General features: G+C 66.9%; 9 protein-coding genes. 4 read left to right on the top strand and 5 right to left on the bottom strand.

Going from position 1 to position 13,069, the window contains the following annotated elements:
• Positions 1 to 19: 19 nt before the first annotated feature.
• The 3 genes from H0B43_RS20660 to H0B43_RS20650 form a co-directional block, all read right to left on the bottom strand.
• Entirely contained in the window at positions 20 to 1,075 is a 1,056-nt protein-coding gene (locus H0B43_RS20660; protein ID WP_185726245.1) for a phenylacetaldoxime dehydratase family protein, read from the bottom strand.
• 165 nt (positions 1,076 to 1,240) lie between these two features.
• On the bottom strand, positions 1,241 to 2,146 hold the full coding sequence (locus H0B43_RS20655; RefSeq protein WP_213015202.1) for a helix-turn-helix domain-containing protein: 906 nt from the start codon (positions 2,144 to 2,146) through the stop codon (positions 1,241 to 1,243).
• Between the two features lie 117 nt (positions 2,147 to 2,263).
• On the bottom strand, positions 2,264 to 3,286 hold the full coding sequence (locus H0B43_RS20650; RefSeq protein WP_185726247.1) for a helix-turn-helix domain-containing protein: 1,023 nt from the start codon (positions 3,284 to 3,286) through the stop codon (positions 2,264 to 2,266).
• A gap of 259 nt (positions 3,287 to 3,545) precedes the next feature.
• Here H0B43_RS20650 and H0B43_RS20645 point away from each other — a divergent pair, with 259 nt between their 5' ends.
• The 3 genes from H0B43_RS20645 (at position 3,546) to H0B43_RS20630 (ending at position 6,820) form a co-directional block, all read left to right on the top strand.
• Complete coding sequence (locus H0B43_RS20645) at positions 3,546 to 5,099, top strand: amidase (protein ID WP_185726248.1); 1,554 nt, start codon at positions 3,546 to 3,548, stop codon at positions 5,097 to 5,099.
• 249 nt (positions 5,100 to 5,348) lie between these two features.
• Entirely contained in the window at positions 5,349 to 6,530 is a 1,182-nt protein-coding gene (locus tag H0B43_RS20635) for a zinc-dependent alcohol dehydrogenase (protein WP_185726249.1), read from the top strand.
• A gap of 137 nt (positions 6,531 to 6,667) precedes the next feature.
• The gene (locus H0B43_RS20630) at positions 6,668 to 6,820 is read left to right on the top strand and encodes a hypothetical protein (protein ID WP_185726250.1); all 153 of its coding nucleotides are present in this window, start codon (positions 6,668 to 6,670) and stop codon (positions 6,818 to 6,820) included.
• Between the two features lie 96 nt (positions 6,821 to 6,916).
• Here H0B43_RS20630 and H0B43_RS20625 read toward each other — a convergent pair whose 3' ends face one another.
• Complete coding sequence (locus H0B43_RS20625; RefSeq protein WP_185726251.1) at positions 6,917 to 9,127, bottom strand: thiamine pyrophosphate-dependent enzyme; 2,211 nt, start codon at positions 9,125 to 9,127, stop codon at positions 6,917 to 6,919.
• 318 nt (positions 9,128 to 9,445) lie between these two features.
• Between H0B43_RS20625 and H0B43_RS20620 the strand changes: the two genes are divergently transcribed.
• Entirely contained in the window at positions 9,446 to 10,666 is a 1,221-nt protein-coding gene (locus H0B43_RS20620) for a serine hydrolase (RefSeq protein WP_252189748.1), read from the top strand.
• A gap of 13 nt (positions 10,667 to 10,679) precedes the next feature.
• On the opposite strand, the gene H0B43_RS20615 is transcribed toward H0B43_RS20620, so the two are convergent.
• Complete coding sequence (locus tag H0B43_RS20615) at positions 10,680 to 13,040, bottom strand: transketolase-like TK C-terminal-containing protein (protein WP_185726253.1); 2,361 nt, start codon at positions 13,038 to 13,040, stop codon at positions 10,680 to 10,682.
• Between the last annotated feature and the right edge of the window lie 29 nt (positions 13,041 to 13,069).

Below are 13,069 nucleotides of genomic sequence, written 5' to 3'. Positions count from 1 at the left end.
CTGAAAACTGCGAATAGATCTACTGCTGCGGCTGCGCGTCACGCAGCATGCCGGTCTGCGGATGACAATTGATGTACTCGTAACGCTGATCGCGTGCGTCGAAAACCGAGACCTCATGGTAGAGCCGCAACTTCGACAGGCTCGCGGCGACGCGGAAGAACGTGGTAAAAATCCGCAGATGGGTGGGATGAGATTCCGCCCAGCGTTCGAGCTTGTCCAGCGAACCCCAGTGTCCGATGTTGTAGCTCAGGTCGAGAAAGTTTCCGTCCAGATCGATGTTGCGTACGAATCTGTTGCTGTAGCAGCCCACGGACTGTCCGTTGTCCCGCAGGAAGTCCATGCCGCCCTGCAGAGTTGGCAAGATCTCGTCGAGGTACAAGTTCCGTTCGGACGTTTCGGTGTCGGCCCAGTCCTGCCCGGAGCGAATCAGTGCGATGTTGTCGTGACCCTGTACCACCACGCGGCCACCCGCGGCGGGGTCGCCGCTGAGAACCCGCAATTCACCCGACGGCTGCATCCAGTCGGTCTGGGAGACAGGAAAGCGCTCCCGCATCGACCCCCAGTAGCCGTGCTCATTGATTTCGCCGCTGACACCGTCCATGACGGCACCGACTCCCGGAAGGGCATCCTGGAAGGCGTACAGCGTTTCGAACTGCTCGACCCGCGGGGCCACGATTTCACGGAAGTATCCCAGCCCCTCCGAAAGTCGTTCATCCGATGCCCACCAGTCCGCCACCGCAGGCAGCTGGAGCCAACGGTCGTGGGCAGCAGAATCTTTCCAGTACCCCACAACCATCAGATTTTCGTGATTCTGATTGTCGACGTGATGGGTCACGTCGTAGTGCAGTGGGCCGTCGGGCAGGTCGAAACCAGCCACCATGTCGCGCATGGCCTGCAGCGCGGCCGGGCGCTGCTCGTCACCACGGAACTGCACACCCAGATATCCCATCACCACCTGCTGCACTCGTTCGTCGGCACGTCCCACCCACATGGGGAAGGGTGGTTGGTAATCCTCCGGGACCCGGCGTGTCAATGTGCGGGGGCAGGTGAGGTGGTCGCTGATTGCAGATTCCATGAGTGCTCCTGATTGTGGTTCAACTCGTGCGGGCTGCCTTGCCGGCAGAGGGAAGACCCGGCAAGAACGAAAGTTACCTCCCCGATCCGGGGTGAATCTGACCGAGAACGACAGGAATGTGGATGAGAGTGACAACTCGAATGGCGTGTCGACCGAACAGGACTGTCAGGTCAGTGGCTGTGCCGCCGACGCCCGGTACTGGCGCGGGCTCATGCCGTACTCGTTCTTGAACGTTCGGCTGAACAATGAGGGATCGGCGAAACCCCAACGGCGAGAGATCTGGCCCACCGAGCGATCCCTGGTCGTGCTCTGCGACATCTCGCGGCGGCACTGTTCGAGTCGCCGCATCCGGATGGCGCGCGAGACCGTCGTGTCCTGCTCGGCGAATACCCGGTGCAGCTGCCGGGTAGAAATGCCGAGGGCTGCAGCGATGACCGACGGTGACAGCGAGGGATCTTCGAGATTCTCGTCGATCATCGTGACCGCCGTCCGGTAGGTGCTCGAGCGTGGAGCGCCGAGCGGCCGGACAACGGTTCGCAGGACCGCACCGATCAGGTCACCGACCTCGTCCACGATCGCGTTGCCGGCTCCGGCATCGGATGCGATCCGGCTCGTCACGATGTCGTGAAGAAACCGGCCCAGGAGCCCGCTGGCTCCGGCGCGCCCGTCGAACGCTATTGCGGTGAGATCGTGAATCTCCGATTCGGTGAACGAAAGTGAGGCTCTCGGCCACGTGAAGACCTCGAGCACCCAGGAACCGTCGTCCGGATGTCCGTCGATCTGCCAATCGAACGGCCGGGTGGTGTCGTACAGGACGAAGTCGCCGTGGGTGAGCACACACTCCCGGTCGTCCTGGGTGACCACGGCCCGCCCGCGACGGATCCGCCCGATCTGGAGGTAGTCGGCGCGGTCGGCTCGGGCCAGGCTGCCGCTGCGGACAATGCGTTGCTCGGTCGATTGCACTGTGGAGACCTTGAGATGAGCGAGTTCGGACGAGCGCACCGCACCGGTGAACCGGGGGCAGTCTTCGATGTCCGAGACGCTGAGGGCGACGAAGTGCTCGCGCAGCATGTCTTCCCAATCGCAGGCCCGTGTCGTCCGCGTGGGCAGCGCAAAACCGGATCTGACAAGCACGGGTACCTCAATTCGGTCTGATGGGTCAGCGCTCCCCCCGGGAAACTGCTCGGGCTACCTGCGCAGGTCCCGGTACTTGCTCGGGCTGACGCCGTATCTGGTCGCGAACGCTCGGCTGAACACCGACAGATCGATGAATCCGAACTCCGCGGCGACATCGGTCAGGGAACGGGAGGCGTTGCGCGGCGACAGTATCGCCTCACGGCAGACCTCGAGCCGGTGCGCCCGGATCGTGGCTGCCACAGTGTTTCCGAATCGAGCGAACACTCTGTGAACGGTTCTCGTGGAGACGAAGAAGGCGTGGGCGATGCGCTGCGGGGAGAGGTCGGGGTCGTCGAGATTCCGCTCGATGTACCGCAGCATGTTCGTGTAGAGCTCGCGTGCGGCGGCGTCGGGATCGTCCGGTTCAGCCTCCTCCTGTGCGGCCGTGACAGCCAGGTCGGCGATTCCGTCCGCCAGTCGCATCGCACCGGCCGACGACGGTTCCTTCTCGACGGCGAGAAGTCCGGCCAGCATCGGCGAGAGCAGCTGTCCTACTGCCGAATTCGATCGAACTGTGCGTGCCGTCAGTTTCTGAGACTCACCCTCGGTCAGTGCGACGGCGCTGCGCGGCCACGTGAAAACGCGGAGGTGCCATTCCGGTCGCAGGTTCCAGGTGAACGGGCGGGAGGTTTCGTAGATGGCGAAGTCTCCCGGCCGCAGAGTGCAGGTTCGCCCATCTTGAACGAGTTGCCCCTCGCCGGCGACGACCATGCCGATCTGCATCAAATCGAGCGGGTACCGGTCGGCCAGCTGCGTCGTCCGGTGAAAGCTTTGAGGTGTGGCCAGGACGTCGGCGGCCAGGAGGTGCGCGAAACGCCGCGTGTGGACCGTCCCCGCGAAGAGGTCGGAGTCGGCCGGGCTGATCTTCAACGCCACGAACGTCTCACTGATCGCCTCGACCCAGTCGCCGAGGGCGGCGGTGCGAATCACTTCCTGGCGGTGGTGCTCGCGCGCGTCCGCAGCGTTGAGCACGGCCGGAGACTCGCCGTCGAGCGGAGTCGATCGATCGTCTCCGGGTGCGAGAAACAACGGCATCACCAGCCCCTTTCCCTCGCGTGCAGATCACGCTAGGAGCAGTCCGACATGCCTGTCAATCAAAGTTCGCCTCAGCGGTGGGATTGGCGCGGAGCGCAAAGCAGGCTGTCGCTCGGAGACAAACGCCGCGTGCCGACTGCTCATACGGTTCGTGGAACGCCGGGAAAATTCCGGCTGGTCCGGTGTCGTTTCCGCCCCGACCGCAGACCCTCGACCAGGTGCCCATGAGCGCCACACTACAGCTGAGGAGCGCACCTTCATGACGTCGTTGCCTGCACCCGATTCCGCCCGATTGGCGGCGCTGAACGAGCACTTCCGCTTCGGGCTGTCCGCTGCGGACCTCGAGGAGTTCGCTCCCGCCGTCGAGGCCACCCTCACCGCGTCGATCGCGGTCGAGCAGCTCTATGAACGTGCGGTCCCGCCCGTCCCCGAACGGTCCTGGGCGCCGCCGGCACCGGAACACGATCGCCTGGGAGCGTGGTACGTCACCACCGAAATCGCCGGCTCCACGGAGGGACCGCTGGCCGGCCGCACGGTGGCGGTCAAGGACAACGTCGCGGTCGCGGGCGTTCCGATGATGAACGGCTCACGCACGGTGGAGGGGTTCGTCCCGCGTCACGATGCCACGGTGGTCCGCAGGCTCCTCGACGCCGGCGCCACGATCGCTGGAAAATCCGTCTGCGAGGATCTGTGCTTCTCGGGTGGGAGCTTCACCTCACAGCCGGGACCGGTACGCAATCCGTGGGACATCACCCGCAATTCGGGCGGGTCTTCCAGTGGTTCCGGTGCCCTGGTCGCCCGCGGCGAGGTCGATCTGGCCGTCGGCGGAGATCAGGGTGGTTCCATCCGCATTCCCGCCGCGTTCTGCGGCATCGTCGGGCACAAACCGACACATGGTCTCGTCCCGTACACCGGCGCTTTTCCGATCGAGAGGACCATCGACCATCTCGGCCCGATGACCCGCACCGTCGCCGACGCGGCCACCATGCTGTCCGTGCTCGCGGGCACCGACGGGGCCGACCCGCGGCAATCGCACCCGGTCGAGCCGGTGGACTATGCGGCGGCGCTCACCGAACCGACATCGGGGCTCCGGGTCGGTGTCGTCTCCGAAGGCTTCGGCACCGCCGTGTCCGATCCGGAGGTCGATGCTGCCGTCCGCGCCTCGGTCGAGGTTCTACGGGGTGCCGGGCTCGCGGCCGAGCCGGTGTCTATTCGATGGCATCTCGACGCGATGCACGTGTGGAACGTGATCGCGACCGAGGGTGCCGCGTACCAGATGCTCGACGGCAACGCCTACGGCATGAACACCGACGGCTTCTACGACCCGGAACTGGTCGCCCACTTCGCGCGCCAGCGCCTCGAGCGAGGTCACGAGTTGTCGAAGACGGTCAAGCTGGTGGGGCTGTCGGGCCGGTACACCTTCGAGATCGGCGGCGGAAAGTACTACGCCATGGCGCGCCAACTCGTCCCCGAACTGCGCGCGGCCTACGACGCCGCGCTCGCCGACTTCGACGTGCTGGTCATGCCTACGGTCCCCTACACCGCGAGGCAGATCCCCCCGGCCGATGTGGCTCTGGGCGACTACCTCGACGTCGCACTGTCGATGGTCGGCAACACCGCCCCGTTCGATGTCACCGGTCACCCGGCCTGCTCGGTTCCCGCCGGACTGGTCGGCGGCCTGCCGACCGGGATGATGATCATCGGCAAGCGTTTCGACGACGCGACCGTCCTACGCGTGGCACACACCTATGAACTGGCCGTCGGCGGCTTCCCCACCCCGCCGGTCACCGCGGCCGTCGGGACCACCGCATGATCGGGGCGTTCGGCGACCCGTGCCGGATTTCGACGAGGAGGGGAGACGTCGTGACGATCGATCGAGGGATTCTGGCACTGCTCGAGGCGAAGCCGGGCACGGGCGACGAACTGGCCGCGGACCCCGACATCCGTCCGGTGGACGTCATCGCCGTCGAGTAGGTCCGACCCCCACACCGCCGAGCGGTTTACCGCCATCCCCCGTCGGGCATCCGAAACGAACAATGGCCGACGAGAGGTTGGGTTCCCAGTGCGAGCAGTCACCTGGCAAGGCAAACGAAAGGTCGGCGTCGATACCGTCGCCGATCCCGAGATCGAACAACCGACCGACGCGATCATCAAGGTCACGACGACGAATATCTGCGGGTCCGATCTGCACCTGTACGAGACGCTCGGCCCCTTCATGGCAGAGGGGAACATTCTCGGCCACGAGCCGATGGGGATCGTCCAAGAGGTCGGGCCGCAGGCGGGCGATCTGAAGGTCGGCGACCGCGTGGTGATCCCCTTCCAGATCTCGTGCGGCGACTGCTTCATGTGCAACATGCAGCTGTACACCCAGTGCGAGACGACACAGGTCCGCGACCAGGGCATGGGAGCCGCACTGTTCGGTTTCTCGAAGCTCTACGGCGAAGTACCGGGAGGCCAAGCCGAGTACCTACGGGTCCCCCAGGCCCAATTCACCCACATGAAAGTCCCGGAGGGCCCGCCCGATTCCCGCTTCGTCTACCTGTCCGACGTGCTGCCGACGGCGTGGCAGTCGGTCGAGTATGCGGCGATCCCCGTGGGTGGGTCGGTCACCGTGCTCGGCCTCGGTCCTATCGGGGACATGGCAGCTCGTATCGCCCATCACAAGGGCGCACGGGTCATCGCGGTCGACAACGTTCCCGAACGCCTTGCCCGCGCCCAGGCCCGGGGCATCGACACCCTGAATCTGGACGAGCACGGCAGCGATCTCGCCGATGTCATCCGTGACGCGACCGACGGCCGCGGCACGGACTCGGTGATCGACGCGGTCGGCATGGAGGCGCACGGTTCACCGATCGGCAAACTCGCCCAGCAGATCGTCGGGTATCTCCCCGACGCCGTCGCGGCGCCGCTCATGCAGAAGGCCGGTGTCGATCGGCTCGGCGCGCTGTATTCGGCGATCGACATCGTCCGCCGCGGAGGCACCATCTCCATCATCGGCGTCTACGGCGGCATGGCCGACCCGATTCCCATGCTCACCCTGTTCGACAAGCAGATTCAGTTGCGCATGGGCCAGGCCAACATCAAGAAGTGGGTGGACGACATCATGCCGCTCCTCGGTGACGACGACCCACTCGGCGTCGACACCTTCGCCACCCACGAACTTCCCCTCGAACAGGCACCGCATGCCTATGAGATCTTCCAGAAGAAGCAGGACGGCGCGGTGAAGATTCAGCTCAAACCCTGACGGTTTCCAACCGTATGGTCAGTCGAATACTCCCCGGAAACCTACCCGAACGGGTAGGGCCCCCGACGCTCGCGCCGCGGCATACTTGCCCGGCTCGGGGGTTTCCGCAAACGATCGCAAACGATACGGAGAAACTGATGCTCGACCGGCTGTACGCCGCTGTCCTCGCCGTCGCCGGCCTCGGCTACGGGGGATACATCCTTCTCGACGAGCTGACCGGGCACTCCGACACACCCAGCGAGGACGAACATCTCCGCGCAGACGCCTTGGAGCAGGTGTCTGCGCTGTAGCTCGACCGAGGTCAGGGAAACAGTCCCCGCGCCTCGTGCGCCTCCGCCACCTGCCCGACGCCGATGACGTGGGCGGCGCGCGCGAGGGATGTGGCCCTACCGGCCTGCGAGTGCGATTGCCGCCGCCTCGATGGTGTCCTCGGACAGCAGGACCTCGAGCGCGGCGTCGCCCAACGGAATGAAACTGTCGTCGCTGGTCACCCGCGCGAGCGGTCCGGAAAATCCGTTGTCGACCAGTGCGGCGACGACACCCTCGGAGACACCGCCGGACTTCCGGGTCTCGTCGACGACGAGAACCCGTCCGGTGGCGTTCGCTTCACGCAGGATGTCGGGTACGGGTAGCGGTGCGAGCCAACGCATGTCCACCACCCGCACTGTGATGCGCGCCTGCTCAAGTCTGCGCGCGACGCGCAGGCTCATCCGCACGCCGTTGCCGAACGTGACGATGGTCAGGTCGGTACCGTCGCCGTACGTGCGGGCCGAGCCGATCGCCACGTGGTGGTCGGGATCCGGATATGCGGTCAGCCACTCCTCGTCGCCGTCCTCGTACAGATCTCTGGTGTGGTACAACGCAATCGGCTCCAGATACACACACAGCGCACCCGCGGTGCGGGCGGCCGCGGCGCAGGTGTGCATCATGGCCGCGGCGTCGTCGGGACGCGCGGGCGACGCGACGACGATGCCGGGGATATCGCGTAGCGCGGCGACGGCGTTGTCGTTGTGGAAGTGCCCGCCGAAGCCCTTCTGGTATCCGTATCCGGCGACCCGCACCACCATCGGGTTGCGGTACTGCCGGTCGGAGAAGAATTGCAACGTCGCGCCCTCCCCACGGATCTGATCGGCGGCATTGTGTAGATAGGCCAGGTACTGGATCTCCGGGATCGGCAGCAGGCCGGACACCCCGGCGCCCAGCGCGAGGCCGAGGATCGCCTGTTCGTCGAGGAGTGTGTCGAAGACGCGCGCCGACCCGGCCTTCTTCATCAGACCCCGGGTCACGCCGTACACCCCGCCCTTGCGGGCGACGTCCTCACCGAACACCAGCGCCTCGGGGTATCGGGCGAGCACGTCGAGCAGGGCCCGGTTGATCGCGAGGCCGAGGGTCAGCCGGCCCTCCTGCTCGGGGAGCGGGGATCCGACCACCTCCGCGCGTCGGGCCGGGTCGACGCGCTCGGGGACGGCCGCGGCGGCCTGCTCGGCGCTGTCGGTGAGCGGCCGCATCACCGCCGCGGAACTGCTCAGTTGGGGCAGCTCGCTGACCTTCTCGGCCAGCGCGAGCACCTCGGCGCGCGCGGTCTCGTACCGGTCGAGTACCTCGCCCGGCGTGAGGGTGCCGCTGGTGACCAGCAGTTTTGCGGTGCACAGCACGGGGTCGCGGTCGAAGTCGGCGACGATCTCGGCGGACGTCCGGTACGCGGACTCGACATCGGACCCGGCATGGCCCATCAACCGGACCGTGCGCAGGTGCAGGAACGCGGGCTTACGGTTCCTGCGGACCCAGTCGGCGGCGTGTCTCGCGGCGGCGTACGTCGCCGGAAGGTCGGAACCGTCCGCCTCGAAGTACTCGAGCCCCGCCCGGTTCCCGAAGTTCGCCGCGATCCACCCCGCCGGCGTTCTCGTGCTGATGCCGATCCCGTTGTCTTCGCACACCAGCAGTAGCGGCAACGGCAAGCCCTGGAAGGCCGAGTGGACGGCCGTGTTGATCGCACCGACGGCCGTGGAATGGTTCGCGGACGCGTCCCCGAAACTGCACACCGCGACGGCGTCGGCCGGCCACGGCGAGTCGACGTGCACCTTCGCCGCCCGGGTGATCGAGAACGCGACACCGACCGCGCGCGGGAGATGCGAGGCGACGGTGGAGGTTTGGGGAATGATGCCGAGGTCGTGGCGACCGAATACCTTGTGACGGCCGCCCGAGATCGGTTCCTCCGTTGCCGCGACGAGTCCGAGCAGCACGTCGCGCAACGGATCACTACCGTCGACCTGCCGTGCCCGCGCCAGAAAGAATCCGCCGGAACGGTAGTGCAGCAGAGCGGGATCGGTGGGTCGCAGCGCCGCCGCGACCGCCGCGTTGCCCTCGTGCCCGGAGGAGCCGATCGTGTAGAACCCCTTGCCCCGCGACCGCAACCAGCGGGCCGCCAGATCGAGATGCCGGCTGCCGAGCTGGGCGTCGAACAGGTCCAGCGTGCCCTGCACCGACAACGGCGAGGGCGGCCGGATCGGGTCCGCCGGCAGCCCTCCGGGGCGGCATTCACCGGGCACCAGCGACGACACCACCGAGGTGAAGTAGTCGTCGATCTGCTCGGCCATCGGCCACCTCCTGACGTGCTGGCGATGTTAGTCGCCGGGCACGCCTCCCACCGGACGAACGGGACGCCCGTTCGATCTGACGCAACGAGCGTCCCGTTCGTTCGGGGCAAAGGCGACGATCGGGACGACGGAGAAGCCCGAGCGCGCTGCCGTGCGATGTTAGAATCGCTTCGACGACTGCGACGTCGACCACCGGTACGCTCATCGGCGCGGCGCCGGATGCTCGCGGCGAAGGCGGTGATCCCGACGATGAGAGTTGTCCGGGCGGAGAAGAGATTTGGCGCGCGCTGCGCCGCACTCGTGGCGTGCCTTGCCCTCATGATCGCGAGCTGCTCCACCACCTCCGAACCGACCACCGAAATCGGTACCACACCAACGCAGTCCGCGTTGAACTCCATCGATCCGGCCGCATTCCGGGATGCCGTGGAGGGCGCCGCCGAGGAGCTACTCGTCCCCGGCGCGGTGGTCCTGGTGCATACCCCGCAAGGGAGCTTCACGGCGTCGGTCGGCACCACCCAGCTGGGCACGCAATCGCCGCCGGCCACCGATACCCATTACCGGATCGCCTCGAATACCAAGACCTTGACGGCGGCCCTGACCATACTGCTCGCCCAAGACGGCAAGCTCCGGTTCGACGACCCGGTGTCCGATTACGTCCCAGATGTACCGGGCGGCAACAACATCACCATCGACCAGCTGTTGAAGATGCGCAGCGGACTCTACAACTACACGAGCGCTCCCGAACTTGCGGCTACCATGGATGCCGACCCTGCGAAGGCCTGGACACCGCAGGAAGCACTGGCGATCGCGTTCAGTCACCCTCCGGACTTCCCGCCCGGCACGTCCTACGAGTACAACAACACCAACTACGCGCTGCTGGGCCTGGTGGCCGAGAAGGTCGGCGGTCGCCCGCTGGCCGAACAGTTCCAGGATCGGCTGCTCGGCCCGCTCGGACTGCAGCAGACCAACCTCCCCGCCGCCGACGACACCGCCATCCCGGATCCGTACTCGCACGGCTACATGTACGGGGGGTCGGCCTACGCACTCGTCGACGAACCGTATCCTCCCGACATCCAGGCGGCAGCGCGTGCGGGAACGCTGCAACCCATCGACTACACCAACCAGAACCCCTCCTACGCCACCGCCGCCGGCGGGGTCATCTCGACGGCCGACGACATGGCCATCTGGATGCAGGCCCTGGTGTCGGGCAAAGTGTTGAACTCCGACTACCAGCAGCAGTGGCTCCAGAGCCTGCAAGCCGAGGACCCGAGTGCACCCGACGGCCAGCAGTACGGGTACGGCATCAGCTACCAGCGTTTCGGCCCGAACGCGTCGATGTACTACCACGGCGGTGAACTGCCGGGTTTCAACTCGTTCATGGGCCATGACATCGACAACGAAGTGACGCTCGTGATCTGGACGAACCTGACCCTGTCGCCCGAGGGCAAGACGACGGCAAATGCCTTGCTGCCCACAGTTCTCGACCAGATCTACGCCGGGCTGTCGCTCCAGCCGGCGGCGCCGACCACCACGAGGTAGCCGCCCCTCGCGGTCAGTCGGCGAGGTCGAGGGCGGCGCGGACGACGGCATCGGTGTCGATGCCGTGGTACCGGTAGACGTCGTCGAGGGAACCGGCCTGCCCGAACTTGCTGACGCCGAGTGCCGCACCGCGGACGTGGTTGATGCCGGTGAGGAACGCGAGGGTGTGCGGGTGCCCGTCGAGGACGGTCACCATCGGTGCCGCCCGCTCCGCCGGGAACACCTGATCGAGGATCCAGGACGGGCCGTCGGCCAGTCCGCGGCGGGCCTGCACCGCCTCGAACACCAGTCCCGGGCTGGTGACGCACACGACGTCGGCGGCGATGCCCTGCTCGGCCAATCGGTCTGCGGCGGCGAGGGTTTCGGGGATCATCGCCCCCATCCCCACCAGGGTGACCGCCGGGTGGTCGGCGTGCCGCAACGTGTACGCACCGGCGACCACCTGACGACGCCGGCGTTCCCGGGCAGCGGGATCGGTGGGCACCGCGGCGAGGGTTTGTTCGACCGGGCGGGTCGACAGCCGCAGATACGACGACGATCCGTCCGGGCGACCGAGCCGGGAGATCGCATCGAGGAGTGTCCACTCCACGTCGATCGCGAACGCCGGTTCGAAGCTGACGCAGCCGGGTTGCTCGAGCCCGATCGACGGGGTCTTGATGGACTGGTGCGCGCCGCCTTCGGCGGCCAGGGTGACCCCGGACGGGGTGCCGACCAGGATGGACTGCCCGCCCGCGTAGATCCCGTACGACCAGGGTTCGAGGGCCCGTTCGACGAACGGGTCGTACATCACCCCGATCGGGAACAGCGGTTGTCCCCACCGACTCCAGGTGGCCCCCAGCTCACCCATCAACCCGACCAGGTTCGTTTCGGCGATGCCGAGTTCCATGTGCTGCCCGGTGGGTTTTTCCCGCCAGTGCATGATCGTCTCGGCGTCGTCGTCGAACCAGTTGCGGCGCTCGTGCGGTGACCACACCCCCACCTTGTTCAACCACCCGGCCAGGTTCGTGGTCGAGCTGACATCCGGGGAGACGGTGACGATGCGTTTGGCGGCGTCCGGTGCCTGTCGGGACAGATCCAGCAGCGCCCGGCCCAAAGCGGCCTGCGTGGTGGACGTCCCGGACGGGGTACGCCCGATGTCCGCGGGCACCGCGGGTGGGGTGGCCAGTTCGACCGGGTCACGCCGGAGCCGTCGGGCGACCGCGTCGCACACGCGTCCGGCGGTGCTGTCCGGGTCGAACCGGCCCCACGGGTTCTTCGGGTCCATCCCGACTTCGGCGGCCAGTTGTTCGTACTGTTCCACCGTCAGCAGCGACGAGTGGTTCTGCGGATGCCCCTGCGTGGGCAGGCCGCGGCCCTTGATGGTGTAGGCGATGATCACCGTCGGGCGGGTGTCGTCGATCCGCCCGTAGGCCGCGCGGAGGGCGTCGAGGTCGTGGCCGCCGAGGTTGCGGATCGCCCGCAGTAGGGTGGTGTCGTCCAGGCCGGCGATCAACGACGCGATCGCGGTCGCGTCCGGGCCGTCGCCGGGCAGCCGGTCGCGGACCTGCGCGGCGTCACAGCGCAGCAGCCGCTGGTACTCCGGGTTGGGCATGTCCAGGATCCGCGCCCGCAGCGCCGGCCCACCATGCCGGGTGAACAGCGATTCGAGCAGGGTCCCGAACTTCACGGTGAGCACCTGCCACCCGGCGGCCGCGAACATGGCCTCGAGCCGGCCGGCGGCGATGTTGGGGACCACCCGGTCCAGGGACTGCCGGTTCAAGTCGACGATCCACACGATCTCGCCGAGGTCGGCGACCGAGTGATCGAGGATCGCCTCCCACACCGCGCCCTCGTCCAACTCGGCGTCGCCGACCAGGGAGTACTGGCGGCCGAGCGCGGAGCCTGCGGAGCGATCCGAACCCACGCCGCCGGCGCCGCCGATCGCGGTGTCGACGTAGCGGCGGGCGATGGCACCCCAGATCGGGGCGGTGGCACCGATGCCGACCGACCCGGTCGAATAGTCCACCGGGTCCGGGTCCTTGATCCGGGACGGGTACGACTGCAGCCCGCCGAACTCGCGCAGCGTCGTCAGGTATTTCTCGTCCAGCTCGCCGAGCAGGTAGTTGATGCCGTGCAGTACCGGGGAGGCGTGCGGTTTCACCGACACCCGGTCCCCGGGCCGCAACTGCTCGAACCACAGCGAGGTCATGATGGTCGCGATCGACGCGCAGGACGCCTGATGACCGCCGACCTTGAGGCCCGACAGGTTCGGGCGAACCCGGTTGGCGTGATGAATCATCGCGGTCGAGAGCCACAGCACACGCCGCTCGATCTCCACGAGTGTTTCCGGAGTGGTCGAGCGCGGGGAGAGCTGTGTCGTGCGGGAGTCCGTCATCGTTCCGTCCTTGCCTGTGAATTCCTGGC

It is taken from the genome of Rhodococcus sp. 4CII (assembly GCF_014256275.1).
GTDB lineage: Bacteria > Actinomycetota > Actinomycetes > Mycobacteriales > Mycobacteriaceae > Rhodococcus_F > Rhodococcus_F wratislaviensis_A.
Note: the sequence above shows the minus strand (reverse complement) of the source record. Positions and strands in the feature narration are given on the sequence as shown.